Origin of the sequence: Bacillus sp. LNXM12-1, from assembly GCF_003004375.1 — a bacterium.
Taxonomy (GTDB): domain Bacteria; phylum Bacillota; class Bacilli; order Bacillales; family Bacillaceae; genus Bacillus.
Map to the genome: position 1 here is coordinate 625491 of NZ_PVWX01000001.1, position 21031 is coordinate 646521.

Annotated in this window: 23 protein-coding genes; 6 read left to right on the top strand and 17 right to left on the bottom strand. The window is 40.9% G+C overall.

Going from position 1 to position 21031, the window contains the following annotated elements:
* Window positions 1-319: 319 nt before the first annotated feature.
* The 7 genes from C6Y07_RS03170 to C6Y07_RS03200 form a co-directional block, all read right to left on the bottom strand.
* A complete protein-coding gene (locus C6Y07_RS03170; protein WP_106072820.1) occupies window positions 320-1108 on the bottom strand; it encodes a class I SAM-dependent methyltransferase in 789 nt (262 codons plus the stop codon).
* 65 nt (window positions 1109-1173) lie between these two features.
* The gene (locus tag C6Y07_RS03175; RefSeq protein WP_034660988.1) at window positions 1174-1608 is read right to left on the bottom strand and encodes a BrxA/BrxB family bacilliredoxin; all 435 of its coding nucleotides are present in this window, start codon (window positions 1606-1608) and stop codon (window positions 1174-1176) included.
* A gap of 82 nt (window positions 1609-1690) precedes the next feature.
* Entirely contained in the window at window positions 1691-3367 is a 1677-nt protein-coding gene (gene ilvD / locus C6Y07_RS03180; RefSeq protein ID WP_012010311.1) for a dihydroxy-acid dehydratase, read from the bottom strand.
* A 307-nt stretch (window positions 3368-3674) separates the two neighbouring features.
* On the bottom strand, window positions 3675-4811 hold the full coding sequence (locus C6Y07_RS03185) for a conserved virulence factor C family protein (protein WP_034660989.1): 1137 nt from the start codon (window positions 4809-4811) through the stop codon (window positions 3675-3677).
* Window positions 4812-4841: 30 nt separating this feature from the next.
* Window positions 4842-5453, bottom strand: coding sequence for an HD domain-containing protein (locus C6Y07_RS03190; protein ID WP_066030751.1), 612 nt, complete (start codon window positions 5451-5453; stop codon window positions 4842-4844).
* A 13-nt stretch (window positions 5454-5466) separates the two neighbouring features.
* Window positions 5467-5949 (bottom strand): glutathione peroxidase, encoded by a 483-nt coding sequence (locus C6Y07_RS03195; RefSeq protein ID WP_106156234.1) that lies wholly within the window; start codon window positions 5947-5949, stop codon window positions 5467-5469.
* Between the two features lie 74 nt (window positions 5950-6023).
* On the bottom strand, window positions 6024-7706 hold the full coding sequence (locus C6Y07_RS03200) for a formate--tetrahydrofolate ligase (RefSeq protein WP_034660993.1): 1683 nt from the start codon (window positions 7704-7706) through the stop codon (window positions 6024-6026).
* 138 nt (window positions 7707-7844) lie between these two features.
* Here C6Y07_RS03200 and metA point away from each other — a divergent pair, with 138 nt between their 5' ends.
* Both metA and C6Y07_RS03210 read left to right on the top strand, forming a co-directional pair.
* On the top strand, window positions 7845-8753 hold the full coding sequence (gene metA / locus C6Y07_RS03205) for a homoserine O-acetyltransferase MetA (RefSeq protein ID WP_106156235.1): 909 nt from the start codon (window positions 7845-7847) through the stop codon (window positions 8751-8753).
* 228 nt (window positions 8754-8981) lie between these two features.
* Window positions 8982-10133: a diglucosyl diacylglycerol synthase gene (locus C6Y07_RS03210; protein WP_095285307.1), complete on the top strand. Its 1152-nt coding sequence runs from the start codon at window positions 8982-8984 to the stop codon at window positions 10131-10133.
* A gap of 33 nt (window positions 10134-10166) precedes the next feature.
* Here the strand turns inward: C6Y07_RS03210 and C6Y07_RS03215 are convergent, their stop codons facing one another.
* Window positions 10167-10868 carry an AIM24 family protein gene (locus tag C6Y07_RS03215; protein ID WP_034660996.1) on the bottom strand — a complete coding sequence of 234 codons (702 nt, stop codon included), beginning with the start codon at window positions 10866-10868 and terminating at the stop codon, window positions 10167-10169.
* A 259-nt stretch (window positions 10869-11127) separates the two neighbouring features.
* Between C6Y07_RS03215 and cspD the strand changes: the two genes are divergently transcribed.
* On the top strand, window positions 11128-11328 hold the full coding sequence (gene cspD / locus C6Y07_RS03220; protein ID WP_003215784.1) for a cold-shock protein CspD: 201 nt from the start codon (window positions 11128-11130) through the stop codon (window positions 11326-11328).
* Between the two features lie 51 nt (window positions 11329-11379).
* Here the strand turns inward: cspD and C6Y07_RS03225 are convergent, their stop codons facing one another.
* From C6Y07_RS03225 to C6Y07_RS03235, 3 genes are all read right to left on the bottom strand, one after another.
* Window positions 11380-11562, bottom strand: a complete 183-nt coding sequence (locus C6Y07_RS03225; protein WP_003215507.1) for a hypothetical protein — start codon at window positions 11560-11562, stop codon at window positions 11380-11382.
* 169 nt (window positions 11563-11731) lie between these two features.
* Window positions 11732-11914 carry a zinc-finger domain-containing protein gene (locus tag C6Y07_RS03230; protein ID WP_003215998.1) on the bottom strand — a complete coding sequence of 61 codons (183 nt, stop codon included), beginning with the start codon at window positions 11912-11914 and terminating at the stop codon, window positions 11732-11734.
* 1 nt (window position 11915) lies between these two features.
* Window positions 11916-12587, bottom strand: coding sequence for a ribonuclease H family protein (locus C6Y07_RS03235; protein WP_106048303.1), 672 nt, complete (start codon window positions 12585-12587; stop codon window positions 11916-11918).
* Window positions 12588-12681: 94 nt separating this feature from the next.
* Here C6Y07_RS03235 and C6Y07_RS03240 point away from each other — a divergent pair, with 94 nt between their 5' ends.
* Genes C6Y07_RS03240 through C6Y07_RS03250 form a run of 3 tightly spaced genes read left to right on the top strand, consistent with a single transcriptional unit; the run spans window position 12682 to window position 13938 of the window.
* Window positions 12682-13371, top strand: coding sequence for a queuosine precursor transporter (locus C6Y07_RS03240; RefSeq protein ID WP_060596706.1), 690 nt, complete (start codon window positions 12682-12684; stop codon window positions 13369-13371).
* 1 nt (window position 13372) lies between these two features.
* Entirely contained in the window at window positions 13373-13768 is a 396-nt protein-coding gene (locus C6Y07_RS03245) for a reverse transcriptase-like protein (protein WP_034660999.1), read from the top strand.
* A gap of 44 nt (window positions 13769-13812) precedes the next feature.
* Window positions 13813-13938 (top strand): hypothetical protein, encoded by a 126-nt coding sequence (locus tag C6Y07_RS03250; protein ID WP_003215584.1) that lies wholly within the window; start codon window positions 13813-13815, stop codon window positions 13936-13938.
* Between the two features lie 16 nt (window positions 13939-13954).
* On the opposite strand, the gene C6Y07_RS03255 is transcribed toward C6Y07_RS03250, so the two are convergent.
* The 6 genes from C6Y07_RS03255 to C6Y07_RS03280 all read right to left on the bottom strand — a co-directional run bounded on the left by C6Y07_RS03255 (window position 13955) and on the right by C6Y07_RS03280 (window position 20934).
* On the bottom strand, window positions 13955-14842 hold the full coding sequence (locus C6Y07_RS03255) for a 5'-3' exonuclease (RefSeq protein WP_060596707.1): 888 nt from the start codon (window positions 14840-14842) through the stop codon (window positions 13955-13957).
* Window positions 14843-15117: 275 nt separating this feature from the next.
* A complete protein-coding gene (locus C6Y07_RS03260) occupies window positions 15118-15381 on the bottom strand; it encodes a YpbS family protein (protein ID WP_034661003.1) in 264 nt (87 codons plus the stop codon).
* Between the two features lie 41 nt (window positions 15382-15422).
* Window positions 15423-19022 (bottom strand): dynamin GTPase, encoded by a 3600-nt coding sequence (gene dynA / locus C6Y07_RS03265; RefSeq protein WP_106071653.1) that lies wholly within the window; start codon window positions 19020-19022, stop codon window positions 15423-15425.
* Window positions 19023-19155: 133 nt separating this feature from the next.
* Window positions 19156-19263 carry a Fur-regulated basic protein FbpC gene (gene fbpC / locus C6Y07_RS03270; protein WP_309415589.1) on the bottom strand — a complete coding sequence of 36 codons (108 nt, stop codon included), beginning with the start codon at window positions 19261-19263 and terminating at the stop codon, window positions 19156-19158.
* 64 nt (window positions 19264-19327) lie between these two features.
* Window positions 19328-19837 (bottom strand): isoprenylcysteine carboxyl methyltransferase family protein, encoded by a 510-nt coding sequence (locus C6Y07_RS03275; protein WP_060596709.1) that lies wholly within the window; start codon window positions 19835-19837, stop codon window positions 19328-19330.
* On the bottom strand, window positions 19834-20934 hold the full coding sequence (locus C6Y07_RS03280; protein WP_106071652.1) for a type III polyketide synthase: 1101 nt from the start codon (window positions 20932-20934) through the stop codon (window positions 19834-19836). Before C6Y07_RS03280 ends, C6Y07_RS03275 begins: the two co-directional genes overlap by 4 nt.
* Between the last annotated feature and the right edge of the window lie 97 nt (window positions 20935-21031).

The following is a 21031-nucleotide window of genomic DNA, read 5'->3' on the forward strand; positions in this document are numbered from 1 at the left end:
ATGACAGTAATGACGACTAAAATTTGGGAGGAATGGGTATGCTTGAAGGGTTTTTCATCACAGCTTCCTTGCTGACACTGTTTTATTTTGTCTATATGGAGATTACGGATTAAAAGCCCTTAGAAAGGGCTTTTTCAGATTGTTGACAAAGGGCTAAAATAATCTTGATTTTAGTCCTTTGTCTTCTATTCAGCGTGATAGAAAACCTTTGAAGTCTAGGAAGGACGAGCTCTGGAATGGAGCGAATTTGATATTCGTGAGTACCGGAGCGCGGGACTGACAACGAATGCAAGGGTTTGTCTACACGCTGTAAAAGCCCTTAGTGAGGGCTTTTTTCTTTCTCAATATAACCATAATGAAATTGGGCTGTTTTTCGTTTTATGACGTGAAATTGATAGGATTCCGCTGTAAATCGTGTACTTTTCCAATGATCTTTTAAAACCACTCTTTTTCTTGCCACTCTTAACGCCTCTTGCACGGCTATTTCGTGATCAAAGTGGTGCTCTGCCGCATGACGCAGCGGCGCTATACTTGTAGATTCTTGAATCGTTTCCTCAAACATCGGATCAAAATAGACAATATCAAATGAACGGTCAGGACACTGCTTTAGCTGCTCGATACTGTCTCCACTGATCACAGATATCCGTTTCATCGCTTCATCTGCTTCTTCTATCCCTGTCTCCCATGTGTTCAGTCCTTCTCGCACTAGTAACGCCGTAATGGGATTCTTTTCTATACCGATGGCCCTTCCATTCCTGCCTATCACACAGCTTGCAGTAATAGCATCTGACCCTAAGCCAAGTGTGCAATCTAAAAAGGAATCTCCCGGCTTTAGCTGTGCTGCTTCGATTAAAGGATCCTTTTCTCCGCGCAAGAGCCGCTTCACCCTGAACATCGCTGAGCTTGGATGAAAAAAGAACTTTTCACCATTAGGCTGATACCATTCGAATCTTTCTTTCCCGACAACAAGTACATCTCCTCGTTTCATCGCAAGCTGCTTGACGGATTGTTTGCGTCTTTCTACATACTCACCATGTAAATCCTCTGCAAGAGCCTTCGCTGTTTCAATCGTTTGTTCATTTGCTCTAAAGCTTGTTGTAATGAGCATATTGTTCCTCCATCATGATCAAGAAAAAATGCCCTGATCTGATCACAGGGCATTTCAACACTTGATTAGCAATGTTTTTCGAATGCAGTTAAGACATTTTTCATGATATCTTCCATTTCATGACCTTCAATTTCGTCACGCGGGATAAAATGAACGAGTTCATTTCCTTTTAAAAGGGCCATAGAAGGAGATGATGGCTCTTCACCCGTGAAGTATTCTCTCATTTTTGCCGTTGCTTCCCGATCCTGCCCAGCAAATACTGTGACGATTCTGTCTGGAGCTTTTTCTGCCTTCATCACAGCTTGAGTCGCTGCTGGACGTGCTAATCCGGCAGCACATCCGCATACAGAATTAATGACAACAAATGTTGTTCCTTCAGCTTCTTGCATGGTTTGTTCTACTTCTTCTTCCGTCTTAAGTTCTTGAAATCCTGCACTTGTCAGCTCTTGGCGCATTGGCACAACGAGCTGGCGCATATATTCTTCATATGCCATTGACATAAAAAAGCCCCCTCTAAAAATCCTTATGTTGTGAATAAAGGATACTATAGAGAGAGCCAATTTTCAAATGTTCCATATCAGATTAAATTTTCATGATTCCGCCTGTATTGGCTGATGTCACAAGTTTTGAATATCTAGCAAGATAGCCAGTTTTCACTTTTGGCTCAAAGCCTTTCCAGTTTGCTTTTCTTTTTTCCCATTCTTCCTCTGGAACATCGACGCTTAAAATGCGTTGTTCAATATCAACCACGACATGGTCACCATTTTCAACAAAGGCGAGCGGGCCGCCTTCAGCTGCCTCTGGAGAGACGTGTCCAATGGACAAACCACGAGAAGCGCCGGAAAAACGTCCGTCAGTAATTAAAGCAACCTTTGGCCCAAGTCCCATGCCGACAATTTGTGAAGTTGGTGCAAGCATTTCTGGCATACCAGGTCCGCCTTTAGGTCCTTCATAGCGAATAATGACAACATGTCCTGCTTCTACTTTTCTATTAATGATGCCTTCAAGAGCTTCTTCTTGGGATTCAAATACGATCGCAGGTCCTTCGTGACGTGTGATCCCATCTTGTACCCCGCCCGTTTTAATGATGGCTCCATCTGGCGCAAGGTTTCCAAATAAAACGGCTAAGCCGCCCTTTTCAGTAAATGGCTTATCGATTGGATAAATGACGTTATAGTCTTTTACCTCATGTCCTGCAATGTTCTCACCAAGCGTTTTCGCTGTGACGGTCATTGTATCTAAATGAAGTGCGCCTTCTTTTTTGGACAATTCATTTAGCGCAGCTGTGACGCCGCCTGCTTCATGTAAATCCTCAATATAAACATCCGAAGCTGGAGCAAGTTTTGATAAATGAGGCACACGCTCTGCTACTTCATTGATACGTTCAAGTGAATATTCAACACCTGCTTCATTTGCGATCGCCAGTGTGTGAAGAACGGTATTGGTTGAACCACCAAGTGCCATATCTAATGCAAATGCGTTATCAATTGCTTTTTCAGTCACAATATCACGTGGTTTAATATCCTTTTTAATGAGCTCCATCAGTTGTTTTGCTGACTTTTTCGCAAATTCTCTTCGCTCTGGTGATGTCGCCAAAATCGTTCCATTTCCAGGAAGAGCAATTCCAAGCGCCTCTGCTAAACAGTTCATTGAGTTTGCTGTAAACATACCTGAACAAGAACCGCAGGTTGGACAGCCAAACTGTTCTAATTCATTTAATTCCTCTTCGTTAATTTTACCTGACTGGTATGCACCAACGCCTTCAAATACAGAAGAAAGAGAAATCTTTCTGCCATCACTTGTTCTACCCGCTTCCATCGGTCCACCGCTGACAAAGACAGTCGGAATATTGACACGCATCGCTGCCATCATCATCCCTGGTGTAATTTTATCGCAGTTAGGAATACAAACCATTCCATCAAACCAGTGAGCAGATACAACGGTTTCTACAGAGTCAGCAATGATTTCACGGCTTGGTAATGAATATCTCATCCCGATATGACCCATCGCAATTCCATCATCGACCCCAATCGTATTGAATTCAAATGGGACCCCGCCAGCTTCACGAATGGCTTCTTTCACAATTTTCCCGAATTCCTGAAGATGGACATGTCCTGGGACAATATCAATATAGGAATTACATACGGCAATAAATGGCTTGCCGAAGTCCTCATCCTTTACCCCCGCCGCTCTTAGTAAGCTTCGGTGAGGTGCTCTGTCAATTCCTTGTTTAATCATATTACTGCGTAGTTCTGCCATCTGTTTAAAAAGCCTCCTATACTACAAGTCTTGTTGACTGCATGATTTTGAGTTGATTTTATTTTACAAATTTTCTGTTTATTTAGCCACCGATGAATGACTGATGACCAACATGTCTGCTGAAACTAGCGCTCAGCAAGGTTCGTGTCATAAAATCTGACCTCCAATATTCTATATTGGTACTACTATATAGAGTTTTTTCGCATATTTCAACAATATTCAAAATAATTTTTCTAAAAAAATTTTTCTGTCTATCACTTTAAGAAAAACAAGCTGCCTTTCATTGGCAGCTTGCTCATATTTCTCATCATTCTGATGCATTTTTTCTACTTTCTGTCATTTGCTTCCATACAGAGCCTTTCGCTTCTTCTCCGTGCTCAATGCGCTCAATCGCCATTTTCACTTGAAGGCTGACTTCAAATTCAGGGTCTTGCTCAGCTTCTTTTAATGCGTCAAGTGCTGTTTCGTCACCTTCTTCATAGAGGAACATAGCTGCTCGCCAGCGGACAAGTTTACTCGGATCCTTTAATGCTTCGATCATTGCTTCCATAGCGCTAGGATCACCAAGGTCTGAAATACAGTCTCCAGCGGTTCTGCGGACCGTCACAGTTTTGTCTTTAAGTCCCTTATATAATATAGGCAGTATAGCAGGATCTTCAATCATTCCAGCATTCACAACGGCTTGTCTGCGAATGGATGTTTTTGGGTCCTCCATCGCTTTCATTAAAACAGGTATATCCTTTTGCTCTGGCTGCATTTGCTCTAAATGGGCAAAACGCTTTTTCCAATCTTCCTCGCGCAGCATGTCTTCTGTTACATCATATGCCTTTCGGTTCACCTGTCTATCTACGGCTTCTTGCCCTTCTTTGACCGCCTCTGTTAAGCGGGCTAAACGCTCGTCATCATAGGCTGCTTGCAGCTCTTCTGTGACTTCCTGGCCGATATCAGCAAAGTCACCAAAACGAACGCCATGTTCTTTCCACACACGTTCAAATACGACATTGTCTGAACTGCTTCTGAGCTTTAAAATGGCTGCTTGGAAGCGTTCAGGCATTCCGAACCGCTCTTCTCTTTCGCCGTCAGTTAATTTGACTTGCATCGGAATCCCATTAAACATTTGGACAAACACTTTGACTTCGCCAAATGTGTCACCGCCTGACTGCGGTCCTTCCTGAAGGCCTTCTGTTTCTTGACCAAAGGCTTCTCTCACCTGTTGTAAAATGCCCTGCCAGTCAAACTTTGCATTACGCTCGACCGCTAAGAAATCTGCGACATGATAAACACCTTTTACACCTTCAATGTTCAAAATGCGCTTGATCATTTCTGGCGCTTCGTCTTTTTGATCCTTTTTGTAGTTGTTGCTTTTACCGCCGGCAAGTGCTTCTGTCAAAATGACCTTCATGGTATTTGGACTTGGCGTCGGTTCTATCGCTGTTATTTTCATCTATACATCCTCCTTACACACATAAAGACCCTACTCATCTGTAAGGCCGCATTCTTCTTTCCACGTCTTGATAAATAAGCTCATCAATTCATGCCGCTCCTCAGCAAGCTGCTTTCCTGCAGAGGTGTTCATCAAGTCTTTTAATTTGAGCAATTTTTCTTCCATATGCTTTAGCACGGAACCCTGCTGCGTGTTATTTGTATAGTGGGGCTCCCCTCTTGCGCCTGCATAAGTAAACACTCTTGCAATACCGCTTGCCCCTATCGCATCGAGTCTATCTGCGTCTTGAACAATGGCCCCTTCTAACGTCATAGGCCTATTCTGCTTATGTCGATGACGAAAAGACATCGTGGTAATGATATCCATGATATAACGAATATCCCGCGTATTAACTTCCCAAGAAAGGAGCTGAAGCTCAAGTTGTTGCGGTGAAAGCTTCCATTCACTCGACAGCTTTTCATCAATGACATCATGAACAATCGCTGCCATTTCGATCATAAAAAGAGAGCCGCCTTCCTGATTAGCAATCTGGCGGGCAAGCTGGCGCACACGATCAATATGAGCCGCATCGTGTCCAGTCGGTTCATATTTCAGCTGATCTGAAACAAAGGAGGCAGCTGCCTCCAATTGTTTTTTCTGCATGACTGTGAGCACCTTATTTGTCCAAAAGAGTGATGATGGAGCTTTCTAATTCTTTTGGTGATGTTTTCGGAGAGAACCGCTCAGTGACTTCTCCGTTTTGATCCACGATAAATTTTGTGAAATTCCATTTCACTGTTTTCGTTCCAAGTACACCTTTTGCATGACTTGTTAAATGTTTGAAAAGCGGATGCGCATTGTCACCATTGACATCTACTTTCGCAAACATAGGGAAGGTTACGCCATAATTCAAAGAACAGAATTCCTGAATCGCTTCTTCCCCTTCTGGCTCCTGGTTCATAAATTGGTTGCACGGAAATCCTAAAATTTCAAGGCCCTTTTCATGATATTGATCATATAGCTCTTGCAATTGTTTGAATTGAGGAGTCAGTCCACATTTGCTTGCTGTGTTGACAATAATGAGTACTTTTCCTTTGTAATCTGCCATTGATTTTTCCTGACCGTTAATGGTCTTGACCTGAATATCATAAATTGACATCTCATAGCCTCCTAGGATTCACTTTTTCCTATCGTAACATGCTTCTTTTATAAAATCGCTTTTTATGCCTCCTGTTAAAAGAGCCCTGTCACACTGCCGTCTTCTAATAAATCCATCTCGAGCGCCGCAGGTTTTTTAGGTAATCCAGGCATTGTCAGAATGCTTCCGGTTAAAGCAACAATAAATCCTGCTCCTACAGATGGTTTTAACTCACGAATCGTAATGGTAAAGCCCTTAGGTCTCCCAATTAAAGCTGGATCATCCGAAAGTGAATATTGCGTTTTTGCCATACAAACCGGTAAATGACCCCAGTCGTTTTTCTCGATGGCTGCCAGCTGCTTTCTTGCTTTTGAAGTGAGTGTGACCCCGTCTGCTCCATAAACCACTTGGGCAACTTTAGATAACTTTTCTTCGATAGAATCATTTTCTTCATACAAATAGGAAAAGTGGTTCTTCTTCTTTTCAATAAGTGTCGCGAGTTCCTCGGCAAGTGCTGTCCCGCCTTCGCCTCCTTCTTCCCATACATTCACAGCTTTGACTGGATGGCCATGTGCGTGGCACCAATCTTCTATCGATTGAATCTCTTCTTTTGTATCAGTGATAAACCTGTTTACTGCGACGATGTATGGAAGACCGAAGGCTTGCACAGTTTCAATATGCTTTTCTAAATTATGTATACCTTCTAATACGGCATGTGCATTCTCTTCTTTGAGTTCAGTTTTCTTCATTCCGCCATGCATCTTTAATGCTCTGACAGTCGCCACAATGACCACTGCACCAGGCTTGAAATCACCAGCTCTTGTTTTAATGTGCAGGAACTTTTCTGCTCCAAGATCTGCTCCGAATCCAGCTTCTGTTACCACATAATCGGCTAATTTCGCCGCCATTTTGGTTGCAATCAAACTATTACATCCATGCGCAATATTGGCAAAAGGACCACCATGTACTAGGGCCGGAGTTCCTTCAATCGTTTGAACAAGATTCGGTTTGAGCGCGTCTTTTAAAAGTAACGTAAGAACACCTTCATATCCAAGTGCTCCAACTGTGACTGGCTCGCCATCTTGATTATAGGCAACAACAATAGAAGAAAGACGTTTTTTTAAATCGGTTAAGTCTTCTGCTAAACAAAGGATGGCCATCATTTCGGAGGCAACTGTGATGTCAAATCCGTCTTCTCTAGGATACCCATTTAACTGACCGCCAAGTCCGACAACGACCTGTCTTAATGCACGATCGTTTAAATCAAGCACTCGCTTCCATACAATGCGGCGCGAGTCGATGCCGAGTTCATTTCCGTGATGGATATGGTTATCAATGAACGCAGATAAGGCATTATGTGCAGAAGTAATGGCATGAAAATCTCCTGTAAAATGAAGATTGATTTCTTCCATTGGCAGCACTTGTGAATATCCTCCACCCGCTGCACCGCCTTTTATGCCCATTGTAGGACCTAATGAAGGCTCGCGCATCGCAATGATTGCTTTTTTCCCAATTTTTTCGAAGGCTTGACCGAGGCCGACTGTTACGGTAGACTTCCCCTCACCTGCTGGCGTTGGATTGATCGATGTGACAAGAATCACATGTCCTTCTTTTTGTTCTTTTAAACGGTCAAAAATAGTCAAAGATATTTTCGCTTTTGTGAAACCATAGCATTCTAATTCTTCGTCATGTATTTGCAGCTTTGCTGCGATGTCTTGAATAGGTCTCAGCTTTGCCTTTTGGGCGATGTCAATATCTGATAAATGCTTTGTGATCATAAATAAACGGCCTCCTTTTTTTCCAGAAACAGCTTTGTTTTTGCTCTGTTTTTCATTGTAACATAATTGAAACATTGAAATATCGCCAGAAAGTTCCTATAATGAAGTGAAATTAGCTTTGGTTCAGGGGGTGGCGAGTTGCCTATTAACATACCAGTTCATCTGCCGGCAAAACAAATACTAGAGAGCGAAAACATTTTCGTCATGGATGAGACAAGGGCATTCAAGCAAGATATCCGTCCTTTGAATATCGTGATCTTAAATTTAATGCCAAAAAAAATACAAACTGAAACGCAGCTGCTAAGAATGCTCGGAAATTCTCCTTTGCAAGTGTACTTTACGTTTTTGATTCCAAGTACGCATACACCGAAGAATACGTCGAGAGAGCATCTAGATGAATTTTATACGACCTTTGAATTGATTCGCCATAAGAAATTTGATGGAATGATCATCACCGGCGCACCAATTGAGCATTTAGCTTTTGAAGAAGTGTCCTATTGGAAAGAGCTTCAGGACATCTTGGACTGGAGTAAAACCAATGTGACGTCTACCCTTCATATTTGCTGGGGTGCACAGGCAGGCCTATATCACCATTATGGGATTGAAAAAATCAAGCTTCCCGAGAAAAAATTTGGCGTATTTGAGCATCTTGTGAAAGAGAAAAAAGAAAGATTAGTCAGAGGTTTCGATGAAGTATACTATGTCCCACATTCGAGGCATACAGATATTAATACAGAACAATTAAAAAACACGCCGAATTTGAAAGTATTGAGTATCTCTGAAGAAGCGGGTGTTTGTTTAATTGTTTCAGATGATGATAAACAAGTATTTTTAACTGGACATCCTGAATATGATACGGACACATTGAAGCAGGAATATGAAAGAGATTTGTTGAAGCATGATACAGTCCAAAAACCTGTCCACTATTTTATAGAAGATGGTGACACATTAGTCCCAGTGAATCGCTGGAAAGCCCATGCCACTTTACTGTTTATGAATTGGCTCAATTATTATGTTTATCAAGAAACACCATACGTTTGGGAATAAAATAGACTGTGGTCTGATGATAAATGATCAAAATGTGTTAAAATACAAATGGCTCTGTCTTCCATTATCAATTTAGTCTCGTTGTTTTTTAAAATTAGTTTAATTCTTTCGTAACGAATGATATGCTCTGGCTGTTTATATGTTATCTTTATGTATATGTAGACCTATGAGATTAATAGTTTTCGTACGAAGTTTTGTTGTTGTTGATTACATTTGAGGTGAATATTCTTGAATACCAATAAAAAAATATTAATCTTGACCGCAAATTATGGAAATGGACATATGCAGGTGGCTAAAACACTGTATGATGAATGCAAATCCCAAGGGTTTGAACATGTTGTAGTTTCTAATTTGTATCAAGAATCAAATCCCATTGTGTCAGAAGTGACTCAATATTTATACTTGAAGAGCTTTTCCATTGGGAAACAATTTTATCGCTTGTTTTATTACGGTGTAGATAAAATTTACAATAAACGCAAATTTAACATTTATTTAAAAATGGGAAATAAGCGTCTTGATGAACTCATTCAATTACACAATCCGGATATCATTATTATTACATTCCCGATGATTGTTGTTCCAGAATACCGGAACAAAACAGGCAAAGTCATCCCGACATTTAATGTCATGACAGATTTCTGTCTTCATAAGATTTGGGTACATGAAAACATCGACCGATACTATGTTGCAACCGATTATGTGAAACAAAAATTAGTGGAAATCGGCACACATCCAAGCGATGTCAAAGTGACAGGCATTCCTATTAGACCACAATTTGAAGCAGACGTGCCAAAATCGAAGATTTATAAAAAATATGGATTATCATCAAACAAAAAAGTTCTTCTGATTATGGCTGGTGCTCATGGTGTACTGAAAAATGTCAAGGAATTATGTGAAGCGCTGCTTCTCGACAGTGAAGTACAAATTGTTGTTGTATGCGGAAAGAACGCAGCGCTGAAACAATCACTGAGCGATCTTGAACAAGCACATCCAGATCAATTGAAGGCGCTTGGATATGTGGAACAAATTGATGAATTGTTCAGAGTAACAGATTGTATGATCACAAAACCAGGCGGTATTACTTTAACAGAAGCAACAGCAATCGGTGTCCCGGTCATTCTTTACAAGCCTGTCCCTGGACAAGAAAAGGAAAATGCTCATTTCTTTGAAGATTATGGTGCGGCCATCGTCATCAACAGACATGAAGACATTTTAGAATCTGTGACCAACTTGCTGCAAGATGAAGAAAAGTTAGAAGTCATGAAACAAAACATTAAAAAACTGCACTTAAAGCATTCTTCTCAAACCATTTTGGAAGATATCGTTGAGCAATCAGATCTCATCACGAATAACAAAACGTATGCTCGTGCATTATCATAAAAAGGTGTCCGTCATTGACGGACACCTTTTTCTTTATCCTTGATTTCCATTTGTTGTGTACACTTCTTCAAACGGCTGCACGACAACAAAACCGCTTCCGCTAAATTTCATTTGAATAGACTCTCCGCTTCCTCTGCCAATAAAGGTTTTGAATGAAACATCTGTCACAAATTCAGTTTTTAAATCCCCTGACCATGCAACTGTCGCGTTCGGATCTGTATAGACAGAGTCACCCGGCTGAACAATCAATGTGAGCGGCTCATAATGACTCGTAATCGCAACAAGGCCTGGTCCTTCTAATTTGACATTAAATAAACCGCCTGCAAGCATGCCCGACACTTTTTTCATCAATTTGATATCCCAGCGCACTGACGGTTCAAATGCGAGCAGATCATTCCCATTCACAAAAATGGAATCCCCTTGAGCCAAACGAAGAATTGAGATTTTTTTGCCTTGATCTGCCACATATAATTTCCCATCACCTGTTGCCTTCATGAGTGAAGTGCCTTCTCCTGACAGCATTTTTTTGAACATCTTTGAGACGCCATGTTCAAAAACGCCCTCGCGTTCAAACTTGATTTTGCCTCGGTACGAAACCATGGAACCTGTTTTTGCCCAAATGGTATCAGTCAAATTAATTTCTAAAAGTCTTGATGTTTCAAGTTCGAAGACCCCTTCTCCTTTATCTTCCTGCTGCGTATTCTGAACAAATTCTTCAAGTGTATAACGATTCATGATAGCACCTCTTCCTGTATTTTTTTTATATACGGACAAGGTGTGCATAAAGTTTCAGAAAATGGGGACGGTTTATCTTTTATTATTATTCGCCAAAAAAAATCAAACATTCTGCTCAAAATTTGGCTCTCACGCTTGACGCTTTACTTTTGATGGTGTATAGTGGAACCATCATTTAACAACTGCAAAGTCGTTAGGTGATGAAAATTTTTTTTAGTATGCCAAAAGGTATGCTACAGTACTAGGAGGAAAAAGCAATATGCAAAACGGTAAAGTAAAATGGTTCAATAATGAAAAAGGTTTCGGCTTCATTGAAGTTGAAGGCGGAGACGATGTATTCGTTCACTTCACAGCTATCGAAGGTGACGGCTACAAGTCTTTAGAAGAAGGACAAGAAGTTTCTTTTGAAATCGTTGAAGGTAATCGTGGACCTCAAGCTGCAAACGTAACAAAAATCTAATCAACTAAATCAATGATGTAAAGACAAAATAAAGAGAGGCCTATGCCTCTCTTATTTGATTTTCAGCTGAATTTCAATCGCTAAAATATTTTGCTTCAGTCGTTGTTCAATTTCAGAGATATCTTTTTCGAGAAAAGGTCTTCCCTTCTTTGCTACATCTACTAGTTGCTCTAGATCGCTGTACACCTCTTGAAATGTTCGATGTAATACCGTTTCGAACTCCTTATTATTCATACCGGCCTTCCCCTTTTCCTCTAATATCCGTCACTTAGTCAAAAAGTAACTCAACCAAAACTTTCTATAGTTATATCGGCTCATTTTTCAGAATATGTTCTTTTTTTACACATTCTATCCGTTTTTTTTCATGAACGGATGTTTGAGCAGGGAAAACCGGTGCGTCCGCTTACTTTTTGAGCAGCGTCTGTCCATATTCTTTTATTTTCTCTCCAACGGTGCATTGCTGTATACAAAAGGAATGGGCATATTTTTTGCCAAATTCTTTCCGAAAATGCTTCTTAATCAAACAATCTGAACAATACGTGTCTTGAAGATCGGTCAATTCTTGTACTGCTGTTTTTTTATCCACATTATTCAGCTCCGTCTGCTTCTAATTTCAATGTACTTTCGATTGGGACGTCTGCAAGAATCTGTCTTGCAAGCTGATCCGCTTCTGCATTTTGTTTCCGATCGATGACTTCATAGGTTGGTGTCAGCTTCAGCTCTTTTAAAGCCGCTTCAATTCGGTCAAGCCATTTGTTATGTACATCATCATAACAAGGCCATTCTCCTTTTAACTGATTCATGACAACAAGTGAATCTCCTCTAATCGTGACAGAATTTCTGCTTGCCCCTAGGTCTTTTAAAGCTTTTACTGCCTCAAATAAAGCCGCATACTCTGCTTCATTATTGGTGCTCCCTTGGAAAGGCTGATTTTTTCTCAATCGATAAGCGTCTTTTCCCAGCTTATAGTAGACGACAACTCCAAGACCAGAGTCGCCTGTTTCTTTATGAAAACTTGCATCAAAATAGACTTGAAGCTGATCAGGTTCAAGCTTTAGTTCTTCATTTAGCTTTTCAAGCTCTTTTATGGACCACATGGCCCCTTTTTCATCTTCAAATGACAGGAGTGACTGTGGTTCTTTTTTGTCGATATGTTTTGCTAAAATCAAGGCCTCATTTAGCTCCATCCAATCTTCTTGGAAAAAAGCAATGGACCCAATTGATTTCACTTTCATTGTGTAGTGTGCTCTTAATTTCATTGATCACATCGCCTTCCCGTGCTTTTAAGGTAAACATACGTTATGCTATAATCAAAAAGTTACATTTTACAATGAGAAAGGAAGTTCATGTCACTTGTTTAATGAAGGTATTTGGATCTTATTTGCGATCATTAATTTTATCATTGTTCTTCTATTTTATAAAGGATTTGGCAAGATGGGCCTTTTTGTCTGGATTGGCTTTGCGACGGCTGCCGCAAATTTACAAGTTGTCAAAACCGTTGAATTATTTGGCTTAACGGCAACACTTGGAAATATTTTGTACGGCAGTGTGTTCTTTGCAACGGACGTATTAAATGAAAAATATGGACAAAATGAAGCGAGAAAAGCTGTCTGGATTGGCTTTGCCACCCTTTTAACACTAACTGTTGTCATGCAGGAGGCTTTGCTTTTCCATCCCGCTCCATCTGATATCTCACAATCATCGCTGGAAACGATATTTGGCTTTATGCCAAGGGTTGCACTTGGCAGTCTCGCTGCTTATATGATCAGTCAAATGCTAGATGTTTATGTATATTCGTTTATTCGCCGGATATTTCCTTCCGATGGTGCGCTCTGGGTGCGCAACGCGGGAAGTACGATGATTAGCCAGCTTCTTGATACACTGATTTTCACGACCATTGCCTTTCTTGGCACGTATCCATTTCATGTATGGATTGAAATCTTCATCACGACATATGTCATTAAATTTATCGTAGCTGCGATTGCGACACCTTACGCGTATGCAGCGAAAAAAATGGTTCCGCTTGATGAAAGGGTGAAATAATGTGCCAGCTGAAATATACATTGATGGTGCAAGTGCAGGTAATCCAGGTCCCTCTGGCATCGGCATTTTCATTAAATATGATGGAAAGGCTGAATCCTTCTCCATTCCTCTTAGATCAATGAGCAATCACGAAGCAGAATTTTCCGCTCTGATCGAGGGGATGAAAATATGCGCGGAAAAAGGATTGCGTACCGTTTCATTTCGAACAGATTCACAAGTAGTTGACCGCGCAGCCAATGCAGGATTTGCTAAAAATCCAGCCTTTCAGCATTTTATCAAAGAGATGATCGAACTTCAAAGCCAGTTTGATTTATTTTTCATTAAATGGATTCCGAGTAAGGAAAATCAAATAGCGGATCAGCTCGCTAGAAAAGCGATTCACCTTTCTAAAGGATGAATCGCTTTTTTTCGGTTATGCTAATGTGTGTGAGGTGATACTGATTGGATAAAGAAAATAAAGGTCGTGTCACAAATGGGACAACCCCACAAGGTGATGCGCAAACAAAAGATAAACAGCCACTATCTCAGCTGGAAAATAGAGCGAAGAAAAGCAATACAAAAAGATAAACCTGAGAGATCGGCTTTAGCTGATCTCTATTTTACTTAAACGATTCATCATCGGTTCGATTCCTTTGATTTGATGGTACCTCAGCATAGCAGCAGCACGTTCTTGATTGATGTTCATTTTCGTCTCATCAATTGGACAGCTGAGCGGGACATCACATTTGATCTCTGCCAATAGACGAGAAAGCTTCAGATCTTCTAATCCTGCTTGCATTTTCTTTTGCTGTGCAGCCGTTAGTTCATGGACATTTTCTAGCAAACCGTCAATCGTTTCATATGTTTGGATAAATTTTAATGCGGTTTTTTCTCCGATTCCTTTGACACCTGGATAATTATCACTTGCATCACCCATGAGTGCTTTCATATCGATCAGCGCCTTTGGAGAGATTCCCATTTCCTCTTCGAATAAGGCTTTTGTATAATGTTTATAATTGCCAATTCCTTTTTGCATCAAGGCAACAGTGACTTGTTCATTCAAAATTTGCAGCAAATCTTTGTCTCCAGTTAGGACAGTCACCCGTGCTTCTTTTTGGTAGAGCGCAGCAAGAGTACCGATACAATCATCTGCTTCAAAGCCCTTTAAACCAATGTTTACAATTCCCAGTTCTTCTGTAGCTTCTTTTGCTAAATCGAATTGCGGAATGAGCTCGACAGGCGCCTCTCCTCGATTTGCTTTATAATCTTGAAACAATTCGTTTCGGTATGTTTGGCTTCCCATATCCCAGCAGCAAACAATATGAGTTGGCTCAAATGTCTGTACAGCCGTTAATAAGTGCTTTAAATAGCCATTGACTCCATTTGTCGGCACACCGTGATCATTTATCATAAAATTGCGATGTACAGCCGTTGCATAAAACGATCTGAACAAAAGCGCCATTCCATCTACAAGCAGTACGTGTTTATTCATTCTTATAAACTCCCTTTTTCAAAACAATACTCCTATTCTATCACAGAACACAAAACTCGACATAAAAAAGGCGCCTTCTTCTTTTAGAAAAGAAGAGGCACCCTGTTTACTTTTGACCGTATTGCATTTTTTTCGACTCTGCTTCTGCATAGGACGGCATGTCTTTTTGTTTAGGGTCACGCTCATCCTGCTGCTTTGTCTGTTGCTTTTTTTTCATGATCATTCCCCTTTCTCGGTACATTCATTAAGATGACCAAAAAAGAGAAAGTTACTCTTTACTTCTGTTTCCGCTTGACATACTCCCTGACCATATCATTCGTCACATGCTTACGCAGCGGAACAATACCGCCTCGTGCAAGCTCATTCATCTTCGACGTAATGGCATTGATGTCGTCTGTTGTAAATGGCTCGTTTTGCTCACATTTGAATACAGCAGTCTCTATTGCTTGTTCTCTTTTCTGTTCAAGCTCAAGAAAGGACTGAATATGAGCATGCTGCTTTTGTGAGTGAGCGGAAATCTCTTCGTGTACGCTCGTCATTTTCTATCAACTGCTTTCTTTTTTATTTAGTCTACCATGAATCAAATGGTTTTCAACTGGTTCTTCCATTCGTTTGTTTGTTCATATACTTGTTCAATTACCGCCTGTTCTTTGGCATCTGTCGTTAGGCTCGTGATAAATGTTTGTTTTTGTTCACTTAGCTGCTCGAGCGCTTCTGTTTCATATCTTTCAGTAAAGGTCTTCACCATTGTGTCGTACCTGCTCAGTAATTCTTCTTTTTCTTTATCTGCCCATTTCGTGGTTAACTGATGAAGAATATCTCGAATCGCTTCAATGAACGCAGCCTTTCCATTCTGTTCAAAGAAAACTTTCGCTGATTTTTGCTTCTTTAAGAGCGGTTCGAATGGTGTCAGTTCAGATTCGACTTCAATTTGTTTCAGCTCAGCATTTTTCTCTTCTGGCGGCGACAGTGAGAGAGAAAAGTAAGGGTCTTCTGCACATGCCGCCTGCAATCCTTTTTCCCATTCCTCTTGGAAGTATTGATGAATAAACGATTCCATTCGGATATCAAGCGCCTTTAACTCCTGTACAAATTCAAATTCATAATCCTTCAGTGCCTGTTCAAGCGCTTTTTTCAACTGCTGCCTGAAGTCTCCTTGAGATATTCCAGGGTAAAAGGCTGTCTTTAACAGATCATTCGCAAATAGTGATAGGCGCTGGACAATATGATAGAGCTGTTCATGTAAGTCCTTTTTCACACTTTCTGTCACTAGCTTAGATTGTTTGATATGACTCATTTGATCAAGAATCGCTTCATAGGATGTGTCTATCTTTTTCTTTTCCGCTTGCTTCTCATCTTCTGACTGATGCAGTGTCGCATGCAGCTTGTCGACTGTGCTACATAACATGCCGGCTTCAAAATACAAAAGCTCGATCGCATCTTTCGTTAATTCTTCCTCAATAAAATAGTCGAGCTGTTTTCTAAGCTTTGCATATTGATTATAAGCTGTCTCTCCCTTTCCTTCGATTTCTTCCTTACTGGACACATGATGAAGGTTTGGGTTTCGGATGCCTTCTTTTGTGAGCTCATTATTCACATAGTCAAAGACGGTGTCAAGCTCTGCTTGATCCTTTGCGAGGTCAGCTGCATTGATAATAAAGAACATTTTATCCATGCTAAATGAATCTTTTACAAGCCCAAGCTTACGTAAAAATGACCGATCTGCCTTCGAGAAAGAGTGCTGGTAGTAAGTTAAATAAAGAAGAGCATCTGCGTCCTTCATATATTGAAAGGCAATCTCTGTATGGCGCTTATTCATACTGCTGGCGCCTGGCGTATCAACAATAGTCAGCCCTTTATCTGTTAAAGGTGTACTCAAATACACCGTCACTTCCTTCACCACACAAGAAACAGCTTCTTCCGCCACATATGGCCTCAGTTCTTGAAGAGTGACATGAAGCGGCGTTTGCTTCGTAATGTGATGAAGGAAACGTGTATGCGCTTGTAAAAAATGTTCAACAATGATGCGGTGATCTTGTTCAAGCTGTCTTTTTTTCAGCGTTCGTTCGAGCTTGGATGTAAACGTCTCTCCCTTTTCTTCTGAGATCGAAAATCCGAGGATCTGATTGAGCTCCTCTAATATATCCTGTTCTGTTTTGAACACCACTTTTACACTTTCATGCGGGTGATCTTCCGTCGGCCGCGTCAGCTTATTAATCGTTGCCGTTGTTGGCGTGGGAGAGGATGGCAGTACCTTTCTCCCAACAAGGGCATTTGCAAAGGAAGATTTCCCCGAACTAAAAGCCCCAAATAAAGCGAGTGTGAATTCTTTCGCTTGCAGCCGCTTTGTTCGTTTTTCAAAGGACTTTCTTTGAGATTTGAGAGCGTCTAATGGCAATAAAATCTGAGAAAGCTGTTCAAACTGGTCAATTGACTGTGCCGTCGTGACATGCTGTGACTGACGCATTTGATGTTGCTCTGTCTGCTTCTGCGGTTTTTCTTGCTCGCTCTCTTCGGGATGAATGGGCGCGTGATCCTGCTTTAGCTGGTCATGCTGCATCCGCCTCTTTTTCGCATAAAACCAATCTTCTTCGATCTGTTCATCCGTTCCGTTTTGCCATATATCCCATACATGTTGAATATCACGCTTCATTTGTTCATTTTTTCCGATGCACTGCTCAAGCGTTTGGAGTTCTTTTGCAGACTGGTCCCATTTTTCTTGATGTTTTGCTTTATCTTTCATAAGCTGGGCTTTCAGCGACTCAGACATTTGTTCAATCAGTGTCATCGCTTTCTGTTTTGCCTGTCTTCTCAAGGCTTCGCCAGCATCTTTTGCATATTGTAGTACGTATTCATTGGAGAACGTCGCACCATGATGAATCACACTTTCAAGGAGTGCTTCTTGCACAGGTGTTTCAAATGCCATCACTTGATTTAATAACTCTTCACCAAGCTGATGCTTCTTGACTTCTTTTTTAAGCAGCTCAGCAATATGCCAGTCCACTTCAGCTTTCATCCTCGCTTTGACATCTGTTAAGAAGTCGGTTGCCCGTTTTTCTTTTTCTTGCTCAGTTTTATTTTTAGCAAAAAGCAGTCCCACTTTAAAGCCAGGTGCTTTTGATTCAATATAGTCGCTTGCGAGTTCCCTCATTTTAAATGGAGTGAGGTTGGCATTCTTTAAAATGCTCTCGACTTCAGAAGATACTTCATCTTCTAACTGTTTGGCTCCATTTTCAATGAAGTAGTTTTTCGCTTCAAACTCCTTTACTTCTTTTCTTTTTTCTTGAAGCTGTGAATCAAGCTCTTCACCTTGCAGCTCTTCTTTTAACGAGTCAATGTGTTCTTTTAAAACATGCTCAATTTTTTGCTCAGTATAAGCACGAAGTGATGCTTTCGGCAACGTCTGTAATTCTTGTAGTTTTTCGATTAAACGAATCATTTCATTTCTTGGATGCGTCTCATCGGTTACAGATGTAAAGTATAGATGATCTTCTTCAATGCCCTCTTTAAGGAGCATGTCAATCACTTGATTTTTGTAGTCTTCAAATGCAGTCTCATGCTCATCATGCCGGTCCACTTGATTCACGATGAAATAAAGATTTGGCACTTTTTCTTTAATGGAACGAATGAAACGAATGTTTTCTTCAGAATGAACATGGTTGTAGTGAACGACATAAAAAAGAGCATCTGCTTGATGAAGAATAGAGGCAGCAGACAAAAAGTGTGCATGATCCGTTGAATCAATTCCTGGCGTATCAATCAGTGCCACCTTTTCTCCCAGTCCTCTATAGTCACCGCTAATTTCCACCATCTCAATCTGTTCTCCATCCTTACAAAAACGCTGTACTGCTTCTTTATCATAAGAACCGCTCATTTTTGCAAAACGGTCATCAGAGGTGTGAAGCTGCACTTCACTTTCCCCTTTCCTCACGACGACCAAGTTTGCACTTGTTGGGATTGGGCTCGTTGGCAAAATGTGATCATGAAGCAGATGATTCACAAGTGATGACTTTCCAGCAGAATAGTGGCCGGTAAATGCGATATACACTTCTTCTTCTGCTTCCTTTTTGATAATCGATGCAAGTTTGGCTGCGCGCTCATGATCATCCCTTTTGAGAAAGCTTTGATATAAAGCTCCTGTAGTTTGAACGAGCGAATCTCGAATAGACAAGTCTTTCATGACGATAAACCCCTTTGTTTTTAGAAAAGTCAGTTATGTATGTGATACCATTTTACACAAAATAAAGAGATTTTTCTTCTGATCTGAGGAAATAAAAAAAATCTGCTGCCCGATCAGTCGCAATTGACTGAGATCAGGAAGCAGATTTTTTGGAGACACCTTTTAATACGAAGCCAATTAATAGGCTGTATATACACACCGTACCGAGTAAGAAAATCATTGTCATGTGATCACCGTCCATCCTTCATGATTGAGAATGTTTATCATTAATGAAAGTGTAGCACAATTGATAATGATTTTCAATATTAATTTAGCAAATACTGATTTAACGCTTTCTCCTCTGTTTGAATTCTTACAGCCATCATCCATGCATTTAAACACGTAAACAAAATGGCAGTGACATACGCCTCAAACAATAGCGGGATCAGCAAAAGCTCAATCGCCACGACTACATAGTTAGGGTGTTTCAACCAACGATACGGCCCTTTTTTTACAATCATTGCGTTTGGCACGACTAAAATCTTTGTATTCCAGTACGTCCCAAGGGAGCATAATGCCCAGTATCGAATGACCTGTGTAGCCATCAGGAAAAGGAGCAGCACAAGAAAATACCGGGACGACCCCTTATGTAAAAGCCCTATCTCAACTATGAGTGAGAGAAAAAAGGCCGTATGCATAGCGACCATATAGGGATAATGACTAGCACCAAATTCAATGGCACCCATCGCTTTTACTTTTCTTTCATTTCTTTTGGCCACAAGCATTTCAATGAGCCGCTGACAAACGAAGAACCCGATAACAAGCCAAATGATCATGACAAGACATCCTCCCATTTCATAAGCAGCAGTTCTGAGGAAAAGCCTGGACCAAGCGCCCCGCAAAGGCCAATATCCCCCGCTTCAATTGATTGATGTTCAAGGAAATGCTTGATGACATACAAAACTGTGGCAGAGGACATATTTCCGTGTTGTTTGAGTACTTCTTTTGAAGAAAATAGCTGATTCTCTCGTAAAGATAGACTTTCAACATAGGCATCAATCACTTTTTTTCCTCCAGGATGGGCAAGAAAAACGGATAAGTCTTTAGTTGAACATCCAAGCTCCTCTAAAAATTGATCCACCTGCTCTTTTAACCAGCCTGAAATCATAGACGGAATGTCACGGGAGAAAATAACCCGAAAGCCGTCACTTGTAAATTCCCAGCCCATCACATCCTCAGAATCCTTCATCGTGACGGATTGTGTACTTAGTACTTTAGGGACTGTTTTTAAATGGGCATATTCTAGTGCAGCCGTTTCTCCAGCTAAAAGAGCCGCAGCCGTCCCGTCTCCAAATAAGGAGGTGCCGATTAAATTGCTTTTTGATTGATCTTGCGGCTGAAAGGTTAAACTGCACAGCTCACAGGCAACGACGAGCACCTTTGCTTCTGGATATGCCCTTATGTATTCATAAGCCCGAGACAGCCCTGCCGCACCACCCCCGCACCCTAGCCCCCAGATCGGTACTCGTTTCGTATAAGGAGAAAAAGGAAGTACGTTCATCAGCTTTGCATCAAGACTTGGGGTCGATAAGCCGGTACTTGAAATAAAAAACAGTGCATCGATCTCTTCAACCGGAATCGGCTTTTTCAGAAACGCCTGCTCTTGAAGACAATGTAAGATCGCTTCTTTTGCATGAGCCAGTGCCTTCTCCAAATAGATATTGTTTTTCTCTTCAAAAGAGTGGTGCGTCTGATACCATTCAATGGGCTGCACAAACTGCCTGCTCTGAATTTCTCCATTTTGAAAAGCTCTCAGCAGCCGATCAATATCTTTAAACGATCGTTTAAATTGAGACCTAGCAAATTGAGCAGCTGTTTTCTGATCCACGTGATGCTTCGGGTGACTCGTTCCAATTGAAAGAATGTACGCCATCGGCTTCACCTCTTTTTTCGTTAATATCCCCTATCGAAAAAAGGATATACATGCCAAATCGTCACAATTCAGTCAAAACATTTTCCTCCGTCTAACT

What these genes read in the sequence shown, in the direction of transcription:
- C6Y07_RS03170 (WP_106072820.1), bottom strand. Translation starts at nt 1,108, where the DNA reads ATGCTCATTACAACAAGCTTTAGAGCAAATGAACAAACGATTGAAACA.
- C6Y07_RS03175 (WP_034660988.1), bottom strand. Translation starts at nt 1,608, where the DNA reads ATGTCAATGGCATATGAAGAATATATGCGCCAGCTCGTTGTGCCAATG.
- ilvD (WP_012010311.1), bottom strand. Translation starts at nt 3,367, where the DNA reads ATGGCAGAACTACGCAGTAATATGATTAAACAAGGAATTGACAGAGCA.
- C6Y07_RS03185 (WP_034660989.1), bottom strand. Translation starts at nt 4,811, where the DNA reads ATGAAAATAACAGCGATAGAACCGACGCCAAGTCCAAATACCATGAAG.
- C6Y07_RS03190 (WP_066030751.1), bottom strand. Translation starts at nt 5,453, where the DNA reads ATGCAGAAAAAACAATTGGAGGCAGCTGCCTCCTTTGTTTCAGATCAG.
- C6Y07_RS03195 (WP_106156234.1), bottom strand. Translation starts at nt 5,949, where the DNA reads ATGTCAATTTATGATATTCAGGTCAAGACCATTAACGGTCAGGAAAAA.
- C6Y07_RS03200 (WP_034660993.1), bottom strand. Translation starts at nt 7,706, where the DNA reads ATGATCACAAAGCATTTATCAGATATTGACATCGCCCAAAAGGCAAAG.
- C6Y07_RS03215 (WP_034660996.1), bottom strand. Translation starts at nt 10,868, where the DNA reads ATGAATCGTTATACACTTGAAGAATTTGTTCAGAATACGCAGCAGGAA.
- cspD (WP_003215784.1), top strand. Translation starts at nt 11,128, where the DNA reads ATGCAAAACGGTAAAGTAAAATGGTTCAATAATGAAAAAGGTTTCGGC.
- C6Y07_RS03225 (WP_003215507.1), bottom strand. Translation starts at nt 11,562, where the DNA reads ATGAATAATAAGGAGTTCGAAACGGTATTACATCGAACATTTCAAGAG.
- C6Y07_RS03235 (WP_106048303.1), bottom strand. Translation starts at nt 12,587, where the DNA reads ATGAAATTAAGAGCACACTACACAATGAAAGTGAAATCAATTGGGTCC.
- C6Y07_RS03255 (WP_060596707.1), bottom strand. Translation starts at nt 14,842, where the DNA reads ATGAATAAACACGTACTGCTTGTAGATGGAATGGCGCTTTTGTTCAGA.
- C6Y07_RS03260 (WP_034661003.1), bottom strand. Translation starts at nt 15,381, where the DNA reads ATGACGAGCGTACACGAAGAGATTTCCGCTCACTCACAAAAGCAGCAT.
- dynA (WP_106071653.1), bottom strand. Translation starts at nt 19,022, where the DNA reads ATGAAAGACTTGTCTATTCGAGATTCGCTCGTTCAAACTACAGGAGCT.
- fbpC (WP_309415589.1), bottom strand. Translation starts at nt 19,263, where the DNA reads ATGGACGGTGATCACATGACAATGATTTTCTTACTCGGTACGGTGTGT.
- C6Y07_RS03275 (WP_060596709.1), bottom strand. Translation starts at nt 19,837, where the DNA reads ATGATCATTTGGCTTGTTATCGGGTTCTTCGTTTGTCAGCGGCTCATT.
- C6Y07_RS03280 (WP_106071652.1), bottom strand. Translation starts at nt 20,934, where the DNA reads ATGGCGTACATTCTTTCAATTGGAACGAGTCACCCGAAGCATCACGTG.